Annotated in this window: 22 protein-coding genes; 7 read left to right on the top strand and 15 right to left on the bottom strand. The window is 73.4% G+C overall.

The genetic code is table 11. The features are described 5' to 3' along the window. Positions 1 to 230: uroporphyrinogen decarboxylase family protein (locus IN07_RS24890; RefSeq protein ID WP_036338796.1), on the top strand; the 230-nt coding region annotated here is incomplete at its 5' end. Next, positions 227 to 1,600, top strand: a complete 1,374-nt coding sequence (gene hemG / locus IN07_RS19240; RefSeq protein WP_036338793.1) for a protoporphyrinogen oxidase — start codon at positions 227 to 229, stop codon at positions 1,598 to 1,600. The genes IN07_RS24890 and hemG, both read left to right, overlap by 4 nt. Positions 1,601 to 1,673: 73 nt before the next feature. Here hemG and IN07_RS19235 read toward each other — a convergent pair whose 3' ends face one another. Beyond that, positions 1,674 to 2,144: a Dps family protein gene (locus IN07_RS19235; RefSeq protein ID WP_036338790.1), complete on the bottom strand. Its 471-nt coding sequence runs from the start codon at positions 2,142 to 2,144 to the stop codon at positions 1,674 to 1,676. A 163-nt stretch (positions 2,145 to 2,307) separates the two neighbouring features. Here IN07_RS19235 and hemQ point away from each other — a divergent pair, with 163 nt between their 5' ends. After that, positions 2,308 to 3,024, top strand: a complete 717-nt coding sequence (gene hemQ, locus IN07_RS19230; RefSeq protein WP_036338787.1) for a hydrogen peroxide-dependent heme synthase — start codon at positions 2,308 to 2,310, stop codon at positions 3,022 to 3,024. Positions 3,025 to 3,326: 302 nt separating this feature from the next. Here hemQ and msrB read toward each other — a convergent pair whose 3' ends face one another. Both msrB and IN07_RS19220 read right to left on the bottom strand, forming a co-directional pair. Next, the gene (gene msrB, locus IN07_RS19225; RefSeq protein WP_036339054.1) at positions 3,327 to 3,746 is read right to left on the bottom strand and encodes a peptide-methionine (R)-S-oxide reductase MsrB; all 420 of its coding nucleotides are present in this window, start codon (positions 3,744 to 3,746) and stop codon (positions 3,327 to 3,329) included. Positions 3,747 to 3,834: 88 nt separating this feature from the next. Then, a complete protein-coding gene (locus tag IN07_RS19220; protein WP_036338785.1) occupies positions 3,835 to 4,362 on the bottom strand; it encodes a hypothetical protein in 528 nt (175 codons plus the stop codon). A 221-nt stretch (positions 4,363 to 4,583) separates the two neighbouring features. On the opposite strand from IN07_RS19220, the gene IN07_RS19215 reads away from it, so the two are divergent. Beyond that, positions 4,584 to 5,042 carry a hypothetical protein gene (locus IN07_RS19215; RefSeq protein ID WP_036338783.1) on the top strand — a complete coding sequence of 153 codons (459 nt, stop codon included), beginning with the start codon at positions 4,584 to 4,586 and terminating at the stop codon, positions 5,040 to 5,042. 98 nt (positions 5,043 to 5,140) lie between these two features. On the opposite strand, the gene IN07_RS19210 is transcribed toward IN07_RS19215, so the two are convergent. From IN07_RS19210 to treZ, 10 genes are all read right to left on the bottom strand, one after another. Continuing rightward, entirely contained in the window at positions 5,141 to 5,344 is a 204-nt protein-coding gene (locus IN07_RS19210) for a cold-shock protein (RefSeq protein ID WP_014741881.1), read from the bottom strand. Between the two features lie 149 nt (positions 5,345 to 5,493). Further along, positions 5,494 to 5,940, bottom strand: coding sequence for a hypothetical protein (locus IN07_RS19205; RefSeq protein ID WP_036338772.1), 447 nt, complete (start codon positions 5,938 to 5,940; stop codon positions 5,494 to 5,496). 167 nt (positions 5,941 to 6,107) lie between these two features. Continuing rightward, positions 6,108 to 6,920: a hypothetical protein gene (locus IN07_RS19200; RefSeq protein WP_036338769.1), complete on the bottom strand. Its 813-nt coding sequence runs from the start codon at positions 6,918 to 6,920 to the stop codon at positions 6,108 to 6,110. Positions 6,921 to 6,950: 30 nt separating this feature from the next. Continuing rightward, positions 6,951 to 8,018 (bottom strand): non-homologous end-joining DNA ligase, encoded by a 1,068-nt coding sequence (gene ligD / locus IN07_RS19195; RefSeq protein ID WP_036338765.1) that lies wholly within the window; start codon positions 8,016 to 8,018, stop codon positions 6,951 to 6,953. Positions 8,019 to 8,074: 56 nt separating this feature from the next. After that, a complete protein-coding gene (locus tag IN07_RS19190) occupies positions 8,075 to 9,634 on the bottom strand; it encodes an alpha/beta hydrolase (RefSeq protein ID WP_036338763.1) in 1,560 nt (519 codons plus the stop codon). A gap of 122 nt (positions 9,635 to 9,756) precedes the next feature. Continuing rightward, positions 9,757 to 10,830 (bottom strand): ATP-dependent DNA ligase, encoded by a 1,074-nt coding sequence (locus IN07_RS19185; RefSeq protein WP_036338760.1) that lies wholly within the window; start codon positions 10,828 to 10,830, stop codon positions 9,757 to 9,759. A gap of 265 nt (positions 10,831 to 11,095) precedes the next feature. Beyond that, on the bottom strand, positions 11,096 to 12,589 hold the full coding sequence (locus IN07_RS19180; RefSeq protein ID WP_197058565.1) for an HNH endonuclease signature motif containing protein: 1,494 nt from the start codon (positions 12,587 to 12,589) through the stop codon (positions 11,096 to 11,098). Between the two features lie 75 nt (positions 12,590 to 12,664). Then, positions 12,665 to 13,198: a putative immunity protein gene (locus tag IN07_RS19175; protein WP_231558474.1), complete on the bottom strand. Its 534-nt coding sequence runs from the start codon at positions 13,196 to 13,198 to the stop codon at positions 12,665 to 12,667. A gap of 55 nt (positions 13,199 to 13,253) precedes the next feature. Then, a complete protein-coding gene (locus tag IN07_RS19170) occupies positions 13,254 to 13,964 on the bottom strand; it encodes a dihydrofolate reductase family protein (RefSeq protein WP_036338754.1) in 711 nt (236 codons plus the stop codon). Between the two features lie 2 nt (positions 13,965 to 13,966). Continuing rightward, on the bottom strand, positions 13,967 to 15,718 hold the full coding sequence (gene treZ / locus IN07_RS19165; RefSeq protein ID WP_036338751.1) for a malto-oligosyltrehalose trehalohydrolase: 1,752 nt from the start codon (positions 15,716 to 15,718) through the stop codon (positions 13,967 to 13,969). 216 nt (positions 15,719 to 15,934) lie between these two features. Between treZ and IN07_RS19160 the strand changes: the two genes are divergently transcribed. From IN07_RS19160 to IN07_RS19150, 3 genes are read left to right on the top strand one after another with little or no spacing between them, the layout of a single operon-like run. Beyond that, positions 15,935 to 16,960 (top strand): efflux RND transporter periplasmic adaptor subunit, encoded by a 1,026-nt coding sequence (locus tag IN07_RS19160; protein ID WP_036339048.1) that lies wholly within the window; start codon positions 15,935 to 15,937, stop codon positions 16,958 to 16,960. Beyond that, a complete protein-coding gene (locus IN07_RS19155) occupies positions 16,957 to 17,685 on the top strand; it encodes an ABC transporter ATP-binding protein (protein ID WP_052091501.1) in 729 nt (242 codons plus the stop codon). The genes IN07_RS19160 and IN07_RS19155 overlap by 4 nt, the downstream gene beginning before the upstream one ends. After that, positions 17,682 to 18,893, top strand: coding sequence for an ABC transporter permease (locus tag IN07_RS19150; RefSeq protein ID WP_036338748.1), 1,212 nt, complete (start codon positions 17,682 to 17,684; stop codon positions 18,891 to 18,893). Before IN07_RS19155 ends, IN07_RS19150 begins: the two co-directional genes overlap by 4 nt. Before the next feature lie 49 nt (positions 18,894 to 18,942). Here IN07_RS19150 and treY read toward each other — a convergent pair whose 3' ends face one another. Both treY and glgX read right to left on the bottom strand, forming a co-directional pair. Continuing rightward, positions 18,943 to 21,291 (bottom strand): malto-oligosyltrehalose synthase, encoded by a 2,349-nt coding sequence (gene treY / locus IN07_RS19145; protein ID WP_052091500.1) that lies wholly within the window; start codon positions 21,289 to 21,291, stop codon positions 18,943 to 18,945. After that, positions 21,288 to 23,396, bottom strand: a complete 2,109-nt coding sequence (gene glgX / locus IN07_RS19140) for a glycogen debranching protein GlgX (protein ID WP_036338745.1) — start codon at positions 23,394 to 23,396, stop codon at positions 21,288 to 21,290. The genes treY and glgX overlap by 4 nt, the downstream gene beginning before the upstream one ends. Positions 23,397 to 23,690 lie beyond the last annotated feature (294 nt).

The raw sequence follows: 23,690 nt of genomic DNA, 5'->3' as shown, positions 1-23,690 counted from the left end.
CCGCCCCCCCCCGCCGTGTCGGACCCGGGTACTCGCTGCAGGGCAACCTCGACCCCGCCGTCCTGCTGGCCGACCGGGAGACCGTCGACCGCGAGGTCCGCCGCATCGTCGAGCAGGGCCGGGCCGCCCGCGGGCACGTGTTCAACCTCGGCCACGGCGTCCTGCCGGACACCGACCCCGGCGTGCTGACCCACGTCGTGGAGCTGGTGCACGAGCTCACCGCGAGATGAGCGCGCCCCAGCTGGTCGTCGTGGGCGCCGGGATCACCGGGCTCAGCGCGGCGTTCGAGTGGCACCGCGCCCACCCGGACGGCGAGGTCGTCGTCCTGGAGGCCGGCGGCCGCATCGGCGGCAAGCTGGACCGGGTCGACCTCGCCGGTCGCTGGTACGACACCGGCCCCGAGGCGGTGCTCGCCCGGGTGCCCGAGGCGGTCGAGCTGATCGAGCAGCTCGGCCTGGCCGACCAGCTGGTGCCGGCGCAGACCACCCAGGCCGCCATCGTGCTGCCCGAGGGCCGGTTCCCGCTCCCGGCCGGCACGCTCCAGGGCGTGCCGACGACCGCCGACGGCCTCGACGGCGTGCTGACCCCGGCCGGGGTCGCCCGGGTGCGGGCCGAGGCGGAACTGCCCCCGCTGCGACTGGACGGCGACGTCTCCGTCGGCGGCCTGCTGCGAGAGCGGCTCGGCGACGAGGTCGTCGACCGGCTCGTCGAGCCGCTGCTCGGCGGTGTCTACGCCGGTCGCCCCGACGACCTCTCCCTCGCCGCCACCATGCCCGCGCTCGCCGCCGAGCTGCCGGCTGCCACCTCCCTGCTGGGGGCCGCCGTCGCCGCCCGGGACGCCGGAGCCCGCAGCCGCGGCGACGTCGACGGCCCGGTGTTCGTCACGGTCCGCGACGGCATCGGCTCGCTGCCCGACGCCCTGGTGCGTGCCTCGGGCGCCGAGGTGCGGCTGGACACCCGGGTCACGGCGCTGCGCCGCACCCCCGCCGGCTTCGAGCTGGACGTCGACGGCGGCGGGACGCTGATCGCCGACGCCGTCGTGCTGGCCACCCCGGCCGGTCCGGCCGCCCGGCTGCTCGCCGACGTCGCCCCCGATGCCGTGCAGCCGCTGCAGGAGATCCCGTACGCGTCGATGGCCGTGGTCGCCATGGCCTTCCCCGACCAGCCGGTCGCGGCCGGTTCGGGGTTGCTCGTGCCGCCGGTGACCGGCCGGCTGGTCAAGGGCGTCACCGTCTCCTCGTCCAAGTGGCCGCACCTGTCCGGCCCCGACGGCGCTCCGGTGCTCCGGGTCCGGTCGTCGGTGGGCCGGTTCGGCGACGACGCCGCCCTGCAGCGGGACGACGCCGAGCTCACCGCCGCCGTGGTCGCCGACGTCGCCGAGCTGCTCGATCTGGGGCGGCCTGAGCCGGTGCAGACCGAGCTGGTCCGCTGGGTCGACGGGCTCCCGCAGTACCTGGTCGGGCACCCGCAGCGGGTCACCGCGATCAGGTCCGCGGTCGACGCCGTCCCGGGGCTCGCCGTGGCCGGGGCGGCCTACGGCGGTGTCGGCGTGCCGGCCTGCATCCGTGACGCACGCCGGGCGGTCCAGGCGCTGGGCTAGCTGGCACCGCCCGACGCACCGGAGGCCGGCACCCCGCTCGGGGTGCCGGCCTCCGGTGGGAAGTGCAGCGGACTCAGTTCTGCGCTGCCTCGGCCTGCCACATCCAGTGGTGCTTCTCCAGCGCCCCGGTGATCTCGATGATCAGGTCCTGGGTGACCTCGTCGTCCTCGGTGGCCTCGATGCGGTCGCGCATCCGGGCCACGATCAGGGTGAAGACGTCGACGAAGTAGCGGATCGCGTCGTCGGCGTGCACCCACTCCACCGGCGGCTGGGGGATGCCGCTGGCCTGCACGGTGCCGGCGCGGCCGTCGGGCAGCACGCCGATCGCGGCGGCCCGCTCGGCGGCGGTGTCCTGGTACTCGCGGGCAGTGGCGACGACGTCGTCCAGCTGCAGGTGGATGCTGCGGAAGTTGCGGCCCACCAGCGTCCAGTGCACCTGCTTGCCGATCAGGCTCAGGTCGATCAGGTCGACGACGGCACCCTGCAGCGCCTCGCCGGTGACCTTCTGGACGTCCTCGGACAACGGGCTCTCGATCACGGCCATGCTGTTCCTCCTACGGTCGGGAAGGTGTACGTCCGGTACAAGATCCAGACTGAGGCTGGTGTTCCCGGTCCCCGGAGGGACGTGCACGCCCGTGTCGTGCCTCACGGTCCGGGTGGACCGACGTCCCGCACCGCCCCACGGACCGGCGGTCCACAATGAGGACATGAGCGAGCAGACCGAAGAGCGCAGCATCGGCAAGCGGGCGAACGAGCTGAACGCCCTCATCCGCTACACGATGTGGTCGGTGTTCAAACTGGCCCGGCCGCTCGGCGACGACCAGCGCAGCGCTGCCGCCGACGAGGTCACCGCGCTGTTCGAGGAGCTGGCCGGCAAGGACGTCGTCGTCCGCGGCGTGTACGACGTCGCCGGTCTGCGCGCCGACGCCGACTTGATGATCTGGTGGCACGCCGAGACCCCGGAGGCGCTGCAGGAGGCCTACGGCCGGTTCCGCCGCACCACCCTGGGCCGCCGCCTCGAGCCCGTCTGGTCGCAGATGGCGCTGCACCGCCCCGCCGAGTTCAACCGGAGCCACGTGCCGGCGTTCCTCGCCGACGAGGAGCCGCGCCGCTTCGTCTGCGTCTACCCGTTCGTGCGCTCCTACGAGTGGTACCTGCTCCCCGAGGAGGAGCGGCGGGACATGCTCAAGGAGCACGGCATGCAGGCCCGGCCCTACCCCGACGTACGGGCCAACACCGTCTCCTCGTTCGGGCTCGGCGACTACGAGTGGATGCTCGCCTTCGAGGCCGACGAACTGCACCGCATCGTCGACCTGATGCGCGACCTGCGCGCCAGCCGGGCCCGCCGGCACGTGCGCGAGGAGGTGCCGTTCTACACCGGCACCCGCAAGCAGGTCGCAGAGCTGGTGGCTGATCTGCCTTGACGATGGTCGTCCTCCGGACGACACCGCGGCCAGGAGCCGTGCCCAGGCTGCGCTGAGCCGTTGCCGGCGGTCCTGCCGGGGACCCTCCGGGCCCCGCGTCAGGATCGCCGAGCCGCTGGCCGCGGTTCCCGGCGGGACCCTCCGGGCCCGCGCCGGGTCCCGCGGGGTCGCTGGCGCGACAGAGCGGCGGGTCCGTACTCGTAGCCCGGTCGTACCGAAGCCGTTCCCGACTCGTGTCCGGCATGACGAAGGCCCGTCCCACCAGTGGGGGACGGGCCTTCGTCGTCTTCGGTCTGTGCTGCTCAGCTGTCGGCGGGGTCCAGCTTGATGCTGACGGAGTTGATGCAGTAGCGGTCGCCGGTGGGGGTCTGGGGGGCGTCGGCGAAGACGTGGCCGAGGTGGCTGTGGCAGCTGCCGCAGAGGACCTCGGTGCGACGCATCCCGAGGGTCGTGTCGTCGCGGAGGACGACGTTGTCCTGGTCCGACGGCTCGTAGAACGACGGCCAGCCGCAGTGCGAGTCGAACTTCGTCTCGGAGCGGAAGAGCTCGGCGCCGCAGGCCCGGCAGGAGTAGGTGCCGACCGCCTTGGTGTCGACGTACTCACCGGTCCACGGCCGCTCGGTACCCGCCTGGCGGAGCACGGCGTACTCCTCCGGCGACAGCTGGGCGCGCCACTCCTCGTCGCTTTTGACGACCTGGGGCTGGTGGGCGGAAGTGGTCATGACCCCACGGTACGGCGGCTCCGCCACCCGTGCCGGGGCCCGTGCCGCCCTGGTCAGCGGCGTCCCGGCCGGGTGCCGGAGGCTGCGGTCAGCCGCGCGGCCACCAGCGGGCCAGCCGGGTGAGCTGGTCCTCGACCACCGGACGGAGCTGGATGCTCGTGCTCGCCGTGGCACCCGAGGTGCCACGCAGCAGCACCTCGTGCGCGCCGGCCTGCAGCGCCGTCGGCGCCCGCACGGGGATGGCGACGGTGCCGTCCGGGCCGACCACGGCAGTGCCGAGCTGCCCTCGGAGGCGCGCGGGCAGCTCGGCGGTGACCTTCTCCTCCGGCGAGAACCCCGTCCCGAGGACGGTCAGCTCCTCCTCCCGCAGTGGCCACGGGTCGCTGACCGTCGCGGCGGGTCCGGCGTCAGCGGCGACCGTCGCGCCCGGGTCGGCCGCGAGGTCACCGGGCTCGCTCAGCCCGTCGGTCGCGGTGACGACCACGGGCAGCGGGTCGGAGCCGGAGGTGGGCGCGGCGCCGGCCGGCCCGACGGTGGACACCGCGAGGGTCAGACCGAGGAGGGAGCCGAGGACCGGGCCGAGGACGACGGCACGGGGCCTGCTGCGTCGGGACACGGGTCTCCTCGGGCGGGCGGCGCGAGCTCGCGTGCGGGGCGGTGGACACTCCGATCCTGTCATCGCCCAGTGCAAGGGTCGATCAACATCCGGTAACGAAGTTCGCCCCGCTAAGCAGCCGTCGGGTGACCGGCGGCGTGCGGTCGCGCTGCCCTGGTCCGGTGCTCGTACCGTGGGCGCGGCGCCGCGTCCGGTGGCGCCGCCGTCCGCCGAGAGGACCCATGAGCACCCCGCAGCCCCTGGCCGACACCTGGTTCACCCGCGATCTCCCCGTACTCCGGGCGATCGTCCGGCTGATCGACGAACCGCCGCACGGCAGCGCCCCCTACCTCGGGGCGGTCGTGCCGGCCAGCGGCCTGCCCAAGCCGCAGGTCGTCTCCGCGGCCAACGCGCTGGTCACCGCCGGCTACGCCGAGGCGCTCACCAACCACGCCGGCGAGATCGTCCGGTTCACCGCCGTCTCGGGGGAGGCCCGCCGGCTCACCGGTCTGTGGCCCACGCCGCAGAGCGAGTGGGACCGCCTGCTGGAGCAGGCCGGCGCCCGGGCTGCCAGCGCGATGACCGACGTGGAGCGGGAGCGCTGGCGGGCCTTCGCCGACGCCGCGGCTGCGATCGGGCCCGACGACGGGGCGTTGCTGATGTCCGCCCTGATCGGCGGGTACGTGCCCCGGGCGCGCTGACCACCGGGGCCGGACGCGACAGTGCCCCCGTCCGGTTTCCCGGGCGGGGGCACTGTCGGTGGTTCGAGAGGGCTGCGTTCAGCTCCTCGGTCTGGAGATCAGACCGGGTTGACGTTCGCCGCCTGCGGGCCCTTCTGGCCCTGCTCGATGTCGAACGAGATGCGCTGGCCCTCATCGAGCGAGCGGTACCCGCTGGTCTGGATGGCCGAGTAGTGGACGAAGACGTCCGGGCCGCCGCCGTCCGGGGTGGCGAAGCCAAACCCCTTCTCTGCGTTGAACCACTTCACTGTTCCTTCGGGCATTGCTCGCTCCTAGCTGAGGTCGTGCGTCGGGGTCCTGCCAATGCGCAGGGCCTTCCCGACGAGTACGACCCTAGCGGGTTCCGGCGATCTTTGGGAGGTCAGGGGCAAGAAGATCCCCGGCGAGCCGGTCCGGGCCGTCACGCGGAGGGTCAGAGCAGCCGTCCGGAGGCGTCCCGGGCGGCGTCCTCGGACCAGGCCTGGCGGGCGTACGCGTTCGGTGCGTAGGCATCTGACGTGCAGTTCTCCTGAGCCGGGCCGCTCCTGGTCCTCCCCGTCGGACGGGGTGGGGCAGCGGGCAGCGCGAGCGGCCCCGGCCGCCAGGCCTGCACGGTCAGCGGCTCGGGGGCCGCCCACTCCTCGAGCGCCAGCCGGGCCCGTTCCTGCGCGACCGTCCGCAGGTGGCGGCGCCAGCGGTGTCCGGCGAGGTCGATCCCCACCAACACCGCGACGAGCACGGCGACGGTCAGGAAGGCGTTGGTCAGCGCGGTCGCGACGTCCAGGGGCGTGAGCTCGGGCCAGCTGACCTGCTCCAACTGGTGGCCGACGACCTCGATGACGACGTACAGCACGCCGTACACCAGGACCGCGACCCGCATGACCCTGCTCCTCCGCCTGTCTGACCGTGGGACCGAACGGTTCCTCAACGACAGGAAGCGCCCCGCGCGACAGCGCTGTCCGGCTCGCTCACCCCAGCGGGTGAGGGGGCCGTCGTTGCCCGCCCGTCGCCGGCCGGGGGAGCGTCACCGGCGTCGGCTGCGGCCCGTCACTGCGACGGCGGCCGGTCGTCGTCCTTACGGCCGGCCTCGCGGTCGTCCTCGCGGCCGGTCTGGGCCTGCTGCTCCGCCCGGCGCGCCGCGCGCAGGGCGTCCTGCTCGCGCCGGCGCCGGATCTCCCGCCGGGCCAGGTAGGCGGCCAGCAGGACGGGCCAGACGAACTGGGCCTTGTCGGCGACCCACCGGACCCAGGCCGGGGCCTGCCAGTCCGGCAGGTCCACGTCGGGCAGGTCCACGTCGGGCCAGGGGATAGAGGGCAGGTCGACGTCCGGCCACGGGAGCGACGGCAGGTCCCAGTCGGGCCAGGGGAGTGCGACGGTCAGCCGGACGGCGAGCAGCCCGAGCAGCAGCGGGAGGACCACCTTCGCCACGCCGCCGGCCACGGCGAGCACCGCGTACCGGCGAGGGTGCTGACGGATCCGCTCCTCCCGGAGCGCGGCCGGGGACCCCGGCTCCGGTTCCAGGTCGATCCCGCCGGTGCCGAGTGCGGCGCGCACGGCGGCGCCGTCTGCTGGCGGGTACCAGGTGGCCCGCTTCGGCTTCCCGAGGCCGGTGAACTGCACCGTGACCGAGCCGACGTCCGGCTCGACGGCGGCGGGCTGGTCGTCCGGGCTGACGTCGTCCTCGCCCTGGAGCCGGTCACCCGGCTTGAGCCGCACGGTGTCCTCGCTGGACTTCGTGGCGGCCACCACCCGCCCGTCGACGCGCCACCGCACCGTCCGCGAGACGGAACCGGTCGTCTCCACTCGGTGCCGGCGCCCCTCCGCCACCAGGTCCCAGGCCTGCGTCGGCTGATCGGCCACGGTGCGACGCTAGCGCGGCGAGCCCTCGGCTCAGTCCTCCGTGGCGGGGACCTTCTTCGCGCGGCTGGGCTGCACCCGCATCGGCTCGCCGGGCATCTTCGGGTAGTCCGGCGGATAGGGCATCTCACCCAGCCCGAGGTCGCGCTCCTGCTGGTCGGCCAGCTCGACCAGCGGCGTGATGTCGAAGGCGTGGTCGGCCAGGCCGGCGTGCTTGTCGCCGACGGCGGCGAACCGGGCCGGCATGGTGAGCACGTCGAAGTCGAAGGGCGAGACGTCGGGCAGTTCGTCCCAGTCGACCGGGGCGCTCACCGGAGCGTGCGCCTTGGCCCGGATCGAGTAGGCACTGGCGATCGTGCGGTCCCGGGCCATCTGGTTGTAGTCGATGAAGATCTTCTCGCCGCGCTCCTCCTTCCACCAGTTCATCGTCACCCGGTCGGGGATGCGCCGTTCCAGCTCCCGGCCGAACGCGATCACCGCCCGGCGCACCTCGGGGAAGGTCCAGCGCGGCTGGATCGGCACGTAGACGTGCACGCCCCGTCCGCCGGACGTCTTCGGCCACCCCTCCATGCCGAACTCGTGCAGCAGTTCGCGCACGTGCGGGGCCACCCGGACGGCGTCGGAGAAGTCGGTGCCCGGCTGTGGGTCGAGGTCGATCCGGATCTGGTCGGGGGACTCGACGTCGCCCTTGGAGACCGGCCACGGGTGGAAGGTCAGCGTCCCCAGGTTGGCGCACCACGCGACGACGGCGACCGAGTCCGGGGCGATCTCGTCGGCCGTCCGCCCGCTGGGGAAGGTGATGTGCGCCGTCGGCACCCACTCGGGGGCGTTCTTCGGCACCCGCTTCTGGTAGAACGCGTCGCCGGTGTTGTCGACCCGGGTGGAGAGCCGGGCGCCCTCGAACACCCCGCCCGGCCAGCGCTCCAGCGTCGTCGGCCGGTCGCGCAGCGCGAACAGGATGCCCTCGCCGACGGCGACGAAGTACTCGACGACGTCGATCTTGCGGATGCCCTTGTCCCCGAAGTACGGCTTCTCCGGGTTGCTCACCCGCACCTCGTGGCCGTCGAGCTCGAGGACGACGGCGTCCTTGCTGCTGGCCATGGGGCTCCGTTCGGGTCAGGCAGGACCGGGTGGGAGGCCGATCTTGCCGGAGCCGGTCACGCGGGGCAGGTCAGCCCGTCCTGCGGTACGGCGAGGTCGATCAGGTAGGCGTTCACGGCCGCCGTCACGCACTCGGTCTTCGGGTAGGCAGTGTGCCCGTTGCCCTCCCAGGTGAGCAGGACGCCGTTCTCCAGGTCCTCCGCGAGGTCGACGGCGCCGGCCAGGGGAGTGACCGGGTCGCCCTGCGTGCCGATGACCAGGATGGGCGGGCTGCCCGCGGCGTCCCGCTCGGGCAGGGGCGTGCGCGGGGCCTCCCAGGCCGAGCAGGTGTAGAGCCCCAGGGCGGCGTCGGCGCCGAAGAGCGGGTACCGGGCGTTCCAGTCCGCCACCAGGGCCTGCACGTCGGTGGCCGCGTACTCCTCGTCGGTGTCGGCGCAGTTCACCGCCAGGTTCGCGTCGACCACGTTGCTGTAGGTGCCGTCGTCGTTGCGGCCGGTGTAGGTGTCGGCGAGGGTCAGGATGCCGGCGGCGTCACCGTTGCGGGCGGCGGCCAGCGACTGGGCCAGCTGCGGCCAGGCCGAGGGCTGGTAGAGCGCCGAGCGGACGCCGCCCAGGATCAGCCCGGGCGTCGCCTGCCGGGTCTCGCCCTCGCGGCTGCTCGGGATCGGGGTCGTGGCGGCCTGGGCCAGCAGGTCGTCGAGGAACGCCCGCGGGTCCGGCCCGAGCGGGCAGCCGCTGATCAGCGACAGGCAGTTGGCGGCGAAGGCGTCATAGGCGGCCTCGAAGCCCTGAGCCCGCGCCTCGGCCGCCTCCTGCGCGGTGGTGTCGGGGTCGACCGCGCCGTCGAGCACCATCGCGCGCACCTGCTCGGGGAACAGCTCGGCGTAGGTGGAGCCCAGCGTGGTGCCGTACGAGTAACCCAGGTAGTTGAGCTGGTCGTCGCCGAGGGACTGCCGGACCAGGTCCATGTCGCGGGCCGCGTCGACCGTGTCGAAGGCGCCCAGCGCCTCCTGGTACTCCTCGGCGCAGCCGGCGGCGACCTCCTCGACCTGGCTGAACAGGGCGTCCTGCGCGGCGGCGTCGGTGGCCCGCGGGTCGGCCGCGAACAGCTCGTCCTTCTGCTCGTCGGAGATGCACTCGACGGGGGTGGACAGCCCCGTCCCGCGAGGGTCGAGGCCGACGATGTCGAACTGGTTGACGACCGCCTCGGGGAGGGTCAGCGCCGCCTGGATGGCCGCATCGGCCGCGGACTGTCCGGGGCCACCGGGGTTCACCATCAGCGAGCCGATCGGGTAGGTCTGCCCGGCGAGGCTGGCCCGCACCAGGAACAGCTGCAGGGTGCCGCCTTCGGGGTCGTCGTAGCTGACCGGCACCGTCGTCGTCCCGCAGGAGAAGACGAGGTCGCGCTCCGCACCTGGTCGCCCGGCGATGATCGGGTCGATCTGGCTGTCGCAGTCGGTCCAGTCGATCAGCTGCGGCTCCGGCGCGGCCGGCGTCTCCGGAGCAGCGCTGGTCGCGGCCGTCTCGCCCTCGTCGGAGGAGGTGCACCCGGCGACGGTCAGAGCGAGGGCGAGGAACGCTCCTCCGGTGGCGGCCAGGCGGCGGTGCGCGGTCATGATCGGCAAGGGTAGGAGGCGAACCTGGGAGTGGCAGCAAGGTACGGCGTGAGGAACCGCTCAGCGCGCCGCGAGATCAGCCGCCCGCTGCTCACCCCACCCGCTGCTCACCCACCCGCTGCTCAGCCGCCCAGGACCTCGGCGAGGTCGTAGCGGACCGGGACCTCCAGCTGCTCGTAGGTGCACGACCGGGCGTCCCGGTCGGTGCGCCAGCGCAGGAAGTGGCCGGTGTGCCGCAGCCGGCTGCCCTCCAGCTGGTCGTACTTGACCTCCACCACCAGCTCCGGCCGCAGCGGGACCCAGGAGAGGTCCTTGCCGGCGTTCCAGCGGCTGGTCGCCCCCGGCATCCGGTGCTCGCCGTCCTCACCCGTCTGGGCGTTGGCCCAGTCCTGCCAGGGGTGTCCGTCCAGCGCCTCGGCCCGGTAGGGGGCGAGCTCGTCGACGAGCTCGGCCCGGCGCTTCATGGTGAAGGACGCCGCGACGCCGATGTGCTGCAGCGTGCCGGCGTCGTCGTAGAGGCCCAGCAGCAGCGAGCCGACCACCGGCCCGCTCTTGTGCCAGCGGAAGCCGGCCACGACGCAGTCCGCCGTCCGGACGTGCTTGACCTTGGTCATCACCCGCTGGTCGGGGGAGTAGGGCTGGTCGCCCCGCTTGGCGATGACGCCGTCCAGGCCCGCGCCCTCGAACTCGGCGAACCAGCGCTGCCCCACCTCGGCGTCGGAGGTGACCGTGCTGACGTACACCGGCGCCTGCGCGCCGGCCAGCGCCTCGCGCAGCCGGGCCTGCCGGTCGGCGTACGGGGAGTCCATGAGCGAGTCGTCCCCCAGTGCCAGCAGGTCGAAGGCGACGAAGGACGCCGGGGTCTCCTCGGCCAGCCGGGTCACGCGCGAGGCGGCCGGGTGGATCCGCTGCAGCAGCGACTCGAAGTCCAGCCGGTCCCCGCGCGGGACGACGATCTCTCCGTCGACCACGCAGCGCTCGGGCAGCTGGGCCTTCACCGCCTCGACGACGTCGGGGAAGTAGCGGGTCAGCGGGCGCTCGTTGCGGCTCCCCAGCTCGACCTCGTCGCCGTCGCGGAAGACGATGCACCGGAACCCGTCCCACTTCGGCTCGTAGAACCAGCCGTCGCCGGTGGGCAGCTTGGCCACCGGCTTGGCGAGCATCGGCTTGACCGGGGGGTTCACGGGCAGGTCCATGCCGGCCAGTCAAGCAGCCGGGACGACGCCGGGGCAGTCGGTCCGCGCTGTCGGCCAGGGACCGCGGGGGAGCGGGCTCGAGACGGCGCGACGGCGGGCCAGGCAGGGCGCGCGCAGGCAGAGGCTCGCGTAGGCAGGGGTTCGCGTAGGCAGGGGCACGCGCAAGCATGGCGCGGGAGTCGGCGTCGCGCGGGATCGGGCGGCAGGCATCGACGGCATGACCGGGCCGCGCAGGTCGGCTGCGCAGCCCGGCTTTGTCCACCGATCAGAAGGGCGGTGGGTCGTCGGCCGGTGGTGGTGCTCCCGGTGGTGGTCCGGACTGTCGGGTCGGGGTGTCCGGTGGTCGGGAGTCGGGTGGGCGCTGGCCGGGTGGTCTGGTGATGCGGGTGACCCCGGAGGGGGTGGTGACGTGCAGGGTGCCGTTCCTGTCGAGGCGGTACTGCCAGCCGGGGGCGAAGGTCTTGAGCCGGTGGTGGGAGCGGCACAGGCAGCAGAGGTTGGTGCAGTCGGTGGGGCCGCCGCAGGCGTGGGCGGTCACGTGGTCGAGGTCGGTCCAGCCGACGCGTTGCCCGCAGTTGGGGAACCGGCACCGACGGTCGCGGGTGACCACGAACGACCGCTGGCGTTCGGTGGGGGAGTAGGCGCTGGTGGCCGGTGGCGGGCCGAGCACCGCGCACTCGCACTTCGTGGCATCCGGGTGGTTCGGGCAGCCGCGGCGGGCGAGGCGGGCCAGTTCGGCTGGGGTGATCGTGGCCAGCAGCTGCCCGGCGGGGCCGGTGAGGGCGTAGGTCAACGTGCCGCCCTCGGGGGTGGTGAGCCCGAGTGCGCCGACCCGGGTGAGCAGTTCGCGGAGGTGGGCGGCGGTGATCGGCAGTCCGTTCACCTCCCCCGGTGCACTGCTCGCCCCGGCGAGGGCGTGCAGGTCTGCGGTGATGGTGACGTTGGCGGCCACGGCGGGCAGCCCGGAGTCGGCCGGCCGGCGGATCAGCATTGACAGGACGTGCGCGCGGAGGGCGCCGATGGGTCGCTGGTCGCCGTCGGCCTTGAGCATCCGGGCCAGCTGGTCGAGCAGGTCGTGGCACTCCACGGCCTCGTCGGTGGGCAGGTCCGCGGCGAGGGTGGACCGCCCGTCGGTGGGGGAGGGGTACACGCGCACGTCGGCGTTCTTGGCGGCGGCTTCCCGGCGTTCCTCGGCCGCGGCGGCGTCCAGGCGCAGCAACTCCTCGGTGGCCCGCTTCTCCAGCCGGGCCACCGACAGCTCGCGCGCCTCACCCAGCAGGGCGGCCTCGACCTGCCCGGCGATCGCCGCCGGGGTGTGTTCCAGCACGTCGGCGAGCACCTGGGCCCGGCGCTCGTCCAGCTGGCCGGTGGCGAGGGCGAAGGTGCGCGGCAGCTTCTCCGACCAGGTCAGTGCTCGCCGCAGCCGCACCGCCGCCGTCCCACGGCCCAGGTTGAGCACCGCGGACAGCTCGGCGAGGAAGAACTCACTGATCTCCGCGCCATCGACCTCAGCCGTCCAGCCGGGCCGGCGGGCACCGGGGCCATCCGGCTCCAGCGCCGCGGGCCGCCGACCGGCCAGCTGCAAGATCAGCTCGGCCTCCTCGGCGGCGTCCATCGCCCGCTGGCGCTGCACCGACCGCAGTCGGGCAGCCAGCTGTTCATCGGAGGAAGCAGCCTCCCGCGCGCCGTGCGCAGTGCCGGTGAAGAAGACGTCGACCGCCACACCCCAGAAGCCCGGTGGCATCGCCGTCGTCGTCACGCATTCGAACGTACGTACGGGGTCTGACAGTTTCCGGCGTCGGTCGAAACAGCGAGCGGCCCGGGAGGCGGGGTCTCACGGTCGGCGGAGCGCCGCGTCCAGCTCACGGAGCAGCTCCCCGACGCGGCCTCCACCAGGTGGGGCCGCGGGGTAGCGGCTGAGCACGTCCACGACGACGGGCGTCGCGCGGTGACGCGCTCGCTCCAGCTGGTGGGCGCCCACCTCGTGATCGTCGCCCGCCATGAGCTCGGCCACTCTCGCCGCGTGCGCCGCGGCCCCGAGGACGTGCTTGACCTGGTGGGCGTCGGCCAGCGGGTGCAGATACGCGGCTGATGCCGCGTGCATCGCTGCTCGTGCCGCGTCGCCGGCGGCTCCGGTACCGGCGTCGCGGGCAGCTCTGTGGGCGGCCCAGCCGGTGTCCCGCAGGCGCCTCCCGCGCTCGCCGCCATGGGCGAAGGTCCAGGCGGCGTCGATGGCGTCGCGAGGCCTGAGATCTGCCGGTCGAGCGCGCTCGAAGACCTCGAGCGTCTCCTGCGCGCTCTCAGCGGCGTACCTGGTCACCGCACGGAGTTCCTGCATGCTGAGCGCCGTCCCACCGGTCTCCGCCACGGCGTCATCCTGGCCCACTCACCGACCAGTGCCCCAGCCTCCGGAGGCCCGGGCCTCAGCGCAGGGAGTAGCGGGTGAAGAGGACGTCGTCCTCGATGAGCGCCTGCACGAGCTCGGCCCGGGGCGGCGCCGAGAACGTTGACGGCAACAGGCCCGGCCCGCCGCCGACGAGCAGCGGGGCGATCGTCAGGTCGAGCTCGTCGACCACCCGCGCGGCCAGGGCGGCGGCGAACAGCGCCGGGCCGCCCTCGCACAGCACTTGTTCCAGGCCCCGTCCGGCCAGGGCGTCCAGCGCGGTCGGCAGGTCCACCTCGTCGTCGCCGCAGACCAGCACCTCGACGCCGGCCGATGTGAGCGCCGCCCGCCGGTCGGCGTCGGCCGCGGCGCAGGTCACCAGGAGGGTGGGCGTCACGGCGGCGGTGACCAGTTGGTCGTCCGGGGCCAGCGAGGCCCGCCGGGACACGATCACCACCGGGGCGGCCGACGGGCGGCCGAGCTGGGCGCGCAGCCGGCCGACGGCGGAGTCGGGGAGCACCGGCCGGTAGCCCTCGGCCGCCGCCGTGCCGGCCCCGACCAGCACCGCGTCGGAGAGCGCGCGCAGCATCCGGAACACCCGCCGGTCGCCGTCCGAGCCCAGCCCGCCGCTGCGGCCGTCGACGGTGATGGCGCCGTCCAGCGAGGCGACGAAGTTGACCCGCAGGTGCCGGCCGGCCGGCACCCGGTAGGCGTCGGCCAGCTCGGCTGGGTCCCGGGGGAGCCGGTCCACGCTCAGTGGGTGGCGAGGACGACGGCGCTCTCCGCCGGCACCGTCACCTGCGCCCCGTCCAGCTCGGGCAGCTCCCCGCTGGCGAACAGGACCTGGGTGGCCGCGGTGTCCAGGTCGATCTCCCGCGGCTGGTCGGACAGGTTGGCGACCACCCGCAGCGAGCCGCGGTGCACGACCAGCCACCGGTCGGCGTCGTCCCAGTGCACCTGCACCGCGGACAGGTCCGGGTCGACCAGCTCCGGGTGCCGGCGGCGCAGCGCGAGCAGCGCCTTGTGCACGGCGAGCACGTGGGCGTGCGGCTCCTGCTCGACCTCCGACCAGTCCAGCTTCGAGCGGGTGAAGGTCTCCATGTCCTGCGGGTCGGGCACCACGGCGGCGTCCCAGCCGTGCTCGGCGAACTCCCCGATCCGGCCCTCCGCGGTGGCCCGCCCCAGTTCGGGCTCCGGGTGGCTGGTGAAGAACTGCCACGGGGTCGAGGCGCCCCACTCCTCGCCCATGAAGAGCATCGGGGTGAACGGGCTGGTCAGCACCAGGGTGGCGCCGACGCCGAGCAGGCTGGGGGAGAGCGAGGCGGAGATCCGGTCGCCGACCGCCCGGTTGCCGATCTGGTCGTGGTCCTGCAGGTAGGCCAGGAACTTCCAGCCCGGCAGGGCCGCGGTGTCGACCGGGCGGCCGTGGTGCCGCCTGCGGAAACTGGACCAGTCGCCGGCGTGGAAGAAGGCGCCGGTCAGCACCTTCGCCAGCCCGCCGAGCCCGGCCGCCTCGAAGTCGGCGTAGTAGCCCTGCCCCTCGCCGGTCAGCTGGGCGTGCAGCGAGTGGTGGAAGTCGTCGCTCCACTGCGCGTCCAGACCGGTGCCGCCGGCCACCCGGGGCGTGACCATCCGCGGGTCGTTGAGGTCGCTCTCCGCGATCAGCGTCAGCGGGCGGCCCTCGGCGACCGAGAGCTTGGCGACCTCGGCAGCCATCTCCTCGAGCACGTGCGTCGCCCGCTCGTCGACCAGCGCGTGCACCGCGTCCAGTCGCAGGCCGTCGGCGTGCATGTCGCGCAGCCACATCAGGGCGTTGTCCAGGACGTAGCGCCGCACCTCGTCGGAGTCCGGGCCGGAGAGGTTGATCGAGTTGCCCCAGGTGTTCGCGCCCTCGGCGAAGACCGGGAAGAACTCCGGGAGGTAGTTGCCCGACGGGCCCAGGTGGTTGTAGACGACGTCCTGGATGACGCCCAGCCCGCGCTGGTGGCAGGCGTCGACGAAGCGCTGGTAGCCCGCGGGGCCGCCGTAGGTCTCCTGCACCGCGTACCAGGCGACGCCGTCGTAGCCCCAGTTGTGCGTGCCGTTGAAGCCGTTCACCGGCAGCAGCTCGACGAAGTCGATGCCCAGGTCGACCAGGTGGTCCAGGTTCCGGATCGCCGCGTCGAAGGTGCCCTCGCGGGTGTAGGTGCCGATGTGCAGCTCGTAGACCACCCCGCCGGCGAGCGGGCGCCCGGTCCAGGCACCGTCGCCCCAGCGGTACGCGGACGGGTCGAAGCGGCGGGAGAGCCCGTGCACGCCGTCGGGCTGACGCCGGGAGCGCGGGTCGGGTCGCGGCGTCGGGTTGTCGTCGAGCAGGTAGCCGTAGTCGGCCTCGGGGGAGGCGTCGACCGTGGCGCGCCACCAGCCGGCGTCGTCCCGCTGCATGTCGTGCACCCCGCCGTCGACCTGCAGGCGGACCCGCTCGGGCAGCGGCGCCCAGACGGTGAAGTCGACGGGCTCGGACATGCGGGGGCCTCCAGGGCGGTGCGGGGGACGGGCAGGTCGATCATGCCCGGGCACCCGGCGGTCAACCGTCGCCGGTGCGCACGTCTCGGGCCGGGCGGCGTCCACCTGGAGGACGACCTGCTGACGACGGCGTTTCCGTCGCCGGGATGACCCCGACAGGGGCGCAGCGCCGCTAGGTTCTGCACGCTTCCGTTCCGCGCGACGAAGAGAGCCGACATGACGGTGGTCCGGACCTGGGTCCTGCCCGTGCTGAGGATCATGATCTGGGCGGTGATCGCGGTGGCCCTGGTCGTCCTCGCCTTCCGCGGCAGCGGCGACACCGGGCCCGCCGGCGACACCAGTGCCCCCGGCGTCGACCTGGCGTCACCCTCGATCCCGGTCGCCCGCGGCACGGTGACCAACACCGTCTCCGTGCAGGGCGCCATCGCCGCCGACCCCGCGGTGCCGGTCAAGGCCACCGCCGCCGGGACGGTGAGCCGGCTGCACGTCAGCGCCGGGGCGCCGGTGGTGGTCGGCGACAAGCTGCTCGACGTCCGGTACGAGGAGGAGCGCGACCCGGTCGTCGGCACGGACGCCGAGGGGAACCCGACCTCGACGCCGCGGGACCCGCTGGTCAAGGTGGTGACCGTCACCGCCCCGGCGGCCGGCCGGCTGGCCACCCTCGACGTCCTCAAGGACCAGGTCGTGGCCGTCGGGGACGCCGTCGGCACCATCTCCCCGGGCACCCTCTCGGTGACCGCGTCGCTGTCGCAGGCCGACCAGTTCCGGCTGCTGAGCCCGCCGAGCACGGCCGAGGTCACCGTCACCGGCGGACCGGCGCCGTTCACCTGCACCGGGCTCACCCTCGGTGCCCCGCCCGGCGAGGACGACCAGGCGAACGCCGGCGTGGACCCGATGACCGGCATGCCGATCGCCGCGACCACGACCGCCCGCTGCGCCGTCCCGGCCGGGGTGACCGTCTTCGCCGGGATGGCGGCGACCGTCGCCGTCCAGGCCGGTGAGGTCGCCGACGCGCTGGTGGTGCCGGTGACCGCGGTGCAGGGCTCGGTGCAGAACGGCATGGTGTGGGTGCCCGGCGCCGACGGCGCCCCCGAGGAGCGGCCGGTCACCCTGGGGCTCACCGACGGTCAGCAGGTGGAGATCACCGGCGGCCTGACCGAGGGCGAGTCGGTGCTGGAGTTCGTGCCGGTGCCCGACGACGCGGCCGCCGACCCCTACGGCATGGGCGGGCCGTACGGGTGAGCCTGCTCGAGCTCTCCGGGATCGGCCGGGACGTGCGGCTCCCCGACGGGAGCCTGCTGCCGGTGCTGGCCGGGGTCGACCTGAGCGTCGCGGCCGGCGAGCACGTGTCCATCGTCGGCCGGTCCGGATCGGGGAAGTCCACCCTGCTCAACGTGCTGGGGCTGCTGGACAGCCCGACCGCCGGCAGCTACCTGCTCGACGGGCAGCCGACCGACTCCCTCGGTGGACGGCGGCGGTCCCGGCTGCGGGGAGAGACCTTCGGCTTCGTCTTCCAGCAGTTCAACCTGCTGCCGCGGCGCACCGCGGAGGAGAACGTCGCCGCCCCGCTGCTCTACGCCCGTGGCCGGGACTTCCTCACCCGCAACCGGGCGGCCCGAACCATGCTCGACCGGGTGGGGCTGGGCGCCCGCGCCCTCTCGGTGCCGGAGAAGCTCTCCGGCGGTGAGCAGCAGCGGGTGGCGATCGCCCGGGCGCTGGTCCGTGGGCCGCGGGTGGTGCTCGCCGACGAGCCGACCGGCGCGCTGGACGTCGAGACCGGGGCCGCCGTGATGGCGCTGCTGACCGAGGTGACCGCCGAGAACGGTGCAGCCCTGGTGACGATCACCCACGACCTCTCGGTGGCCGCGCTGGCCGGGCGCCGTTTCCGGCTGGACGCCGGCCGGCTCACCCCGGTGGCGGCGGGGGACGCCCTCGCCGCCGCGACCAGCGACCGGACCGACGCATGACCGGGCTGCTGGGCACCTTCAGCGAGGCGTGGGGAGAGGTCCGGGTGCACAAGGCCCGGGTGCTGCTGTCCCTGGTCGGGGTCTTCCTGGCCGTGCTGGCGATGACCACGGTGACCGCGCTGGGCCAGATCGCCGCCCAGGTGCAGCAGGAGCAGGCCGAGGCCAGCGGCGGACGGACGGCGACCATCGGGGTCTCCGCCTACGACCCGATGACCGGGAACGTGCCCCGGCAGGAGTGGGACGCCGGGGTCGAGGCGCTGGTCACCCGGTACGGACTCCCCGAGCAGGCGGTCGCCACCCTCGCCCAGGAGAGCGGGCTGTACCGGTTCCCCGGGGGCACCCAGTCCGTTGAGACCCGGCGCGTCTCGCCGTCCTACGGGCCGCTGCACCGCATCCAGCCGGTCGAGGGCCGCTGGTTCCGCGCCGGTGACCGGCAGAGCCTGTCGCCCGCGCTGGTCGTCAACCAGGACTTCCTGACGCTGCTCGGCGTGACCGATCTCAGCACCCGGCCGACCGTGGTGATCGGCGGCTCCCAGCCGGTGCTGGCCACGATCGTCGGGGTCGTCGCCTGGAACGAGGGCTGGCCGAGCACCTACCGGATCGACTCCTCGGCCGGGGACGCCGTGACCGCGGCGGGCGGCCCGGGGTTCGGGGCGTCGCCCACGTTGGAGCTCTGGGTGCCCTCCGAGCAGGCCGACGCGGTGGTGGCGGCGGTGCAGACCGACCTGGCCCGGCTGCTGCCCGGGGCGGAGGTGCAGGCCTACCGGCAGGACCCGGAGAACCTGGAGGACACCATCGCCAAGCTCCGGCTCGCGGTCCGTGCCGCCGGGCTGGTGGTGCTGGCCCTCGGCGGGCTCGGCGTGCTGAACATCGGGCTGGTCACCGTGCGCCAGCGGATCCGGGAGATCGGCGTCCGGCGGAGCTTCGGGGCGACCTCGGCGCGGGTCTTCTCCGCGGTCGTGCTGGAGAGCGTCGTGGCCACCGCGCTGGCGGGGCTCGCCGCGGTGGCTATGTCGGTGGCGATCGTCCGGAACCTGCCGCTGGAGAGGTGGCTGGCCGGCGGCGTCCCGCTGGTCGACGCGCCCGGGTTCCCGGTCTCGGCGGCGATCGAGGGGTTGGTCGCGGCGACGGCCGTCGGCGCGCTGGCCGGTCTGGTGCCCGCGCTGATCGCCGTCCGGGTGAAGGTGATCGACGCGATCCGGTTCTGACGGTCCGGCCCTCGCCACCAGGTCTGGCGGCGGCGAGGGCCGGGCCGGTTCAGTCCCGGACGAGCAGGGCGACCGGCAGCTGTGCGCACAGGTCGCTCAGCCGGATGCCGCCCGAGTCGGAGACCAGTCGGGTGCCGGTGAGCAGGTCCCGCCACGCGCCGGTCCGCGAGCCGACCGCGGTGTCGCCCCAGCCGGTCTCGGCCAGGTGGACCGGCCGCCGGGTCGCGACGGTGACGACGCCGCCGCGGTCGAACGCGACGACGGAGTCGGCCGCCGGCCCGCGGGCCGGCACCGGGGTGTACCCGGACCAGGAATCCGGGGCGTCGCGCCGGTGCCGCAGCGTGCGGGAGACGACCAGCAGCTTGGCCGCACCGGTCTCGTCGACCGGCGGCACCCAGCCCTCGTCCAGCCGGGCCAGCAGCTCCTGCCGCACCCCGTAGTCGACCGGACGCCGGTTGTCCGGGTCGACCAACGAGAAGTCCCACAGCTCGGTGCCCTGGTACACGTCCGGGACGCCGGGGATGGTCAGCTGCAGCAGCTTCTGCGACAGCGAGTTCGACCAGCCGAACGGCGCGATCCGCTGCACGAACCGCTCGATCTCCGCGTGCGTGGTGGCGTCGTCGAACGCTGCGTCCACCAGGGCGTGCAGCTGGTCCTCGAACTCCTGCACCGGGTTGGTCCAGGTGGTCGAGGTGCCCGCCTCCCGGGCCGCCTTCTCCACGTAGGCGTGCGCCCGCTCCCGGGAGAGCGGCCAGGCGCCGACGAGGTTCTGCCACACCAGATGGGCCAGCGGGCGGTCGGTCAGCGGGTGCCGGTCCAGCCAGTCGCGGACCAGGCCGGCCCACTCGGACGGGACCTCGGCGAGCACGGCCAGCCGGGCCCGGACGTCCTCGCTGCGCTTGGTGTCGTGCGTGGACAGCGTCGTCATCGAGGCCGGCTTGACCTCCTGGCGGTGCTGCTGCGCCGCGTGGAACTGCTCGACCGTCGTCCCGAACCGGGCCGGGTCGCCGCCCACCTCGTTGAGCGCGACGAAGCGCGACCACCGGTAGTAGGCGCTGTCCTCGACGCCCTTGGCCATGACCGGACCGGAGGTCTGCTCGAACCGGGTGGCCAGCTCGGTGCCGGCCGAACCCAGCAGCGGGTGCAGCGCGTCGACGGCGGCGGTGAGGTCGGGACGGCGGAGCTTCACCGCGGCCACCGTGGCGTCCAGGTGCTCGCGGCCGTCGGGCAGGTAGCTGCGGTAGACCGGGAAGCCGGCCAGCAGCTCGGCCAGCCCTTCGGTCACCTGCTCGGCGGTCACGCCGGGGAGCTCACCGACGATCCGGTGCAGGCGGGCCACCTCCGACCCGAGCATGCCGTCGGTGACCTCGCGCTTGCAGTCGTGCACGAGCTGGGCGTAGTCGACCCGGCCGCCGGCCAGCTCGGTGTCCAGCGCGGTGATCGCGGCCTCGCCGGCCGGGTCGATGAGCACGTCGTCGACCTCGGCGAGCGCGTCGTACCCCGTCGTCCCGGCCGTCTTCCAGCTCTCGGGGAGCTCCTCGCCGGGCTCGAGGATCTTCTCCACCACGGTCCACCGGTCACCGGTCGCCTCGGCGAGCAGGTCCAGGTAGCCCTTCGGGTCGGCGAGCCCGTCGGGGTGGTCGATCCGGAGTGCGTCGACCGAGCCGTTCTCCACCAGCTGGACGACGAGCGCGTGGGTGGCCCGGAAGACGTCCCGGTCCTCGACCCGCAACCCGGCGAGGGTGTTGATCGCGAAGAAGCGCCGGTAGTTCAGCTGGTCGTCCGCGCGCCGCCAGTCGACCAGCTCGTAGTGCTGCCGGTCGTGCACCTCCTGCGGCGTGCCGGTCCCGGTGCCCGGGGCGATTGGGAATCGGTTGTCGTAGTAGCGCAGCTCGGGGCCGTCGTCGGTCTCCACGACCTCCAACTGGGAGACGTCGTCCGTGCTGCCCAGCACCGGGATGCGGATCCGGCCGACGCCGAAGTCCCAGTCGACGTCGAAGGCGTCGGCGTGGTCGGACTCCCGCCCGTGCTGCAGCAGGTCCCACCACCAGCCGGACTCGGCCGGGTCGCTGACGCCCATGTGGTTCGGCACCAGGTCCAGCACCAGGCCGAGCCCGTGCTCGTGCAACGCGGTCACGAACCGGTCGAGCCCGGCCCGCCCGCCGCGCGGCTCGTCGATGTGCGCGTGGTCGACCGTGTCGTACCCGTGCGTGCTCCCCGCCGCCGAGCGCAGCAGCGGGGACGAGTACGCGTGCGTCACGCCGAGGTCGGCCAGGTAGCCGGCCACGGTCGCCGCGTCGTCGAGGGTGAAGTCGGCGGTCACCTGCAGCCGGTAGGTGCCCGCGGGCACCTCCCGGCGGCGGCTCTCGTCCGGCTGGCCTCCGGCCGCCTGGCTCATGAGGCGGACTGCAGGACGACGGTGGCGCGGGCGGCCACGGTCAACGTGTCACCGGCCTTCACCACGACCGGTTCGACCTCGCTCATCTCCGCGGTGTCCACCACCACGGTCCAGCCCTCGGCGTACTCGCTGCTGGGCAGGGTGAACTCGATGTCCTCGTGCCAGGCGTTGAACACCAGGTAGAAGCAGTCGTCGACGACCGGCTCGCCCCGCTCGTCGGTGGAGCGGATCCCGTGGCCGTTGAGGTAGACGCCGATCGACTTGGCGTAGTGGGCGTCCCAGTCCTCCTCGCTCATCAGCTCGCCGGCGTGGGTGAACCAGGCGACGTCCTGGACCGGGTCGCCCTCCGCGCGGCGCACCGGGCGGCCGTGGAAGAACCGCCGGCGGCGGAACGTGGGGTGGTCGGTGCGCAGCTTGGTGACCAGCTTGGTGAACTCCAGCAGGCCCTCGTCGATGTTCTCCCAGTCGATCCAGGTGAGCTCGGAGTCCTGGCAGTAGCCGTTGTTGTTGCCGCGCTGCGTGCGGCCGAGCTCGTCGCCGTGCAGCAGCATCGGGACGCCCTGGGAGAGCATCAGCGTGGTGATGAAGTTGCGCCGCTGCTGGGCCCGCAACGCGAGGATCTCGGGGTCGTCGGTCTCGCCCTCGACGCCGAAGTTCCAGCTGCGGTTGTGGCTCTCGCCGTCGTTGTTGTCCTCGCCGTTGGCCTCGTTGTGCTTCTCGTTGTAGGAGACCAGGTCGTTGATCGTGAACCCGTCGTGCGCGGTGACGAAGTTGATGCTGGCCACCGGACGCCGGCCGGAGTGCTGGTAGAGGTCGGCCGAGCCGGTGATCCGGCTGGCGAACTCGCCGATCGTGGCGTTCTCGCCCCGCCAGAAGTCGCGGACGGTGTCGCGGTACTTGCCGTTCCACTCCGTCCACAGCGCCGGGAAGTTGCCGACCTGGTAGCCGCCGTCGCCGATGTCCCAGGGCTCGGCGATCAGCTTCACCTGGCTGACGATCGGGTCCTGGTGGCAGAGGTCGAAGAACGCCGACAGCCGGTCGACCTCGTGGAACTGGCGGGCCAGGGACGACGCCAGGTCGAAGCGGAACCCGTCGACGTGCATCTCGGTGACCCAGTAGCGCAGCGAGTCCATGATGAGCTGCAGCGACTGCGGCGTCCGGACGTTGAGTGAGTTCCCGGTGCCGGTGGTGTCCATGTAGTACTGCTTGTCGTCCTCGACCAGCCGGTAGTAGGCCTGGTTGTCGATGCCCCGGAAGGAGAGCGTCGGGCCCATGTGGTTGCCCTCGGCGGTGTGGTTGTAGACGACGTCGAGGATCACCTCGATGCCCGCCTCGTGCATGGCCCGGACCATGCCCTTGAACTCCTGCACCTGCTGGCCGTCGGTCTGCTGCGCGTACTCGTTGTGCGGCGCGAAGAAGCCGATCGTGTTGTAGCCCCAGTAGTTGCGCAGGCCCTTCTGCAGCAACGTGTCGTCCTGGACGAACTGGTGCACCGGCATCAACTCGATCGCGGTGATCCCGAGCTCCAGCAGGTGCTCGATGATCGCCGGGTGGGCGACGCCGGCATAGGTGCCGCGCAGCTCCTCGGGGATCCGCGGATGGGTCATCGTCAGGCCCTTGACGTGCGCCTCGTAGATGACCGTCTTGTTGTACGGGGTCTTCGGCGGGCGGTCCACGCCCCAGTCGAAGTAGGGGTTGATCACGACGGACTTCGGCATGTGCGCCGCCGAGTCGTCGTCGTTCTTCGCCCCGGTCGCGAAGTGGTAGCCGAACACCGCCTCGTCCCAGTCGACCTGCCCGTCGATCGCCTTGGCGTAGGGGTCCAGCAGCAGCTTGTTCGGGTTGCAGCGGTGCCCCTGCTCGGGGTCGTGCGGGCCGTACACGCGGAAGCCGTAGCGCTGGCCGGGCTGGACGCCGGGGAGGAAGGCGTGCCAGACGTAGGCGTCCATCTCGGGGAGCCGGATCCGCTCCTCGTTGCCCGCATCGTCGAACAGGCACAGCTCGATCTTCTCGGCCACCTCGCTGAAGATCGCGAAGTTGGTGCCGGTGCCGTCGTAGGTCGCCCCGAGGGGATATGCGGAACCGGGCCACACCTGGGTGGTCATGAAAGGTCGTCCTCCTGAGCTGGTCGCCCCTGGGCTCGGAGCAGGGGCGCGGGTCGTCACGGCTGAACCGGGGGTTCGTCGTCGGATGCCCGCAGAGCGGCCTCCGCACACCTGTGACGATCAGGACACGGGCGATGTCCGGAGGACGAGCGCGGGCAGTCCTCGGAGGGAGTCTGCCAAGGCCGGTCCGCTCGCCCGCGCAGTGCCGACCCACCGGCGCCACGGGCTCCGCCGCGGGGACGACGACGCCGGCCGTGTCCCGGGGACGGCGACGCCCTCCGCGGCGGACCGGGG

This window comes from Modestobacter caceresii, assembly GCF_000761485.1.
In the GTDB taxonomy this organism is placed as follows: domain Bacteria; phylum Actinomycetota; class Actinomycetes; order Mycobacteriales; family Geodermatophilaceae; genus Modestobacter; species Modestobacter caceresii.
The sequence above is the reverse complement of the archived record's forward strand: the minus strand, read 5'-3'. Positions and strand labels throughout refer to the sequence as shown.

Excerpts from the sequence above, each read along its gene's own strand:
- IN07_RS19235 (WP_036338790.1), bottom strand. The coding sequence starts at position 2,144 with ATGGCCGTGATCGAGAGCCCGTTGTCCGAGGACGTCCAGAAGGTCACC.
- treY (WP_052091500.1), bottom strand. The coding sequence starts at position 21,291 with ATGAGCCAGGCGGCCGGAGGCCAGCCGGACGAGAGCCGCCGCCGGGAG.
- ligD (WP_036338765.1), bottom strand. The coding sequence starts at position 8,018 with ATGGCCAGCAGCAAGGACGCCGTCGTCCTCGAGCTCGACGGCCACGAG.
- hemG (WP_036338793.1), top strand. The coding sequence starts at position 227 with ATGAGCGCGCCCCAGCTGGTCGTCGTGGGCGCCGGGATCACCGGGCTC.
- IN07_RS19185 (WP_036338760.1), bottom strand. The coding sequence starts at position 10,830 with ATGGACCTGCCCGTGAACCCCCCGGTCAAGCCGATGCTCGCCAAGCCG.
- IN07_RS19190 (WP_036338763.1), bottom strand. The coding sequence starts at position 9,634 with ATGACCGCGCACCGCCGCCTGGCCGCCACCGGAGGAGCGTTCCTCGCC.
- msrB (WP_036339054.1), bottom strand. The coding sequence starts at position 3,746 with ATGACCACTTCCGCCCACCAGCCCCAGGTCGTCAAAAGCGACGAGGAG.
- glgX (WP_036338745.1), bottom strand. The coding sequence starts at position 23,396 with ATGACCACCCAGGTGTGGCCCGGTTCCGCATATCCCCTCGGGGCGACC.
- hemQ (WP_036338787.1), top strand. The coding sequence starts at position 2,308 with ATGAGCGAGCAGACCGAAGAGCGCAGCATCGGCAAGCGGGCGAACGAG.
- IN07_RS19160 (WP_036339048.1), top strand. The coding sequence starts at position 15,935 with ATGACGGTGGTCCGGACCTGGGTCCTGCCCGTGCTGAGGATCATGATC.
- treZ (WP_036338751.1), bottom strand. The coding sequence starts at position 15,718 with ATGTCCGAGCCCGTCGACTTCACCGTCTGGGCGCCGCTGCCCGAGCGG.
- IN07_RS19150 (WP_036338748.1), top strand. The coding sequence starts at position 17,682 with ATGACCGGGCTGCTGGGCACCTTCAGCGAGGCGTGGGGAGAGGTCCGG.
- IN07_RS19210 (WP_014741881.1), bottom strand. The coding sequence starts at position 5,344 with ATGCCCGAAGGAACAGTGAAGTGGTTCAACGCAGAGAAGGGGTTTGGC.
- IN07_RS19205 (WP_036338772.1), bottom strand. The coding sequence starts at position 5,940 with ATGCGGGTCGCGGTCCTGGTGTACGGCGTGCTGTACGTCGTCATCGAG.
- IN07_RS19215 (WP_036338783.1), top strand. The coding sequence starts at position 4,584 with ATGAGCACCCCGCAGCCCCTGGCCGACACCTGGTTCACCCGCGATCTC.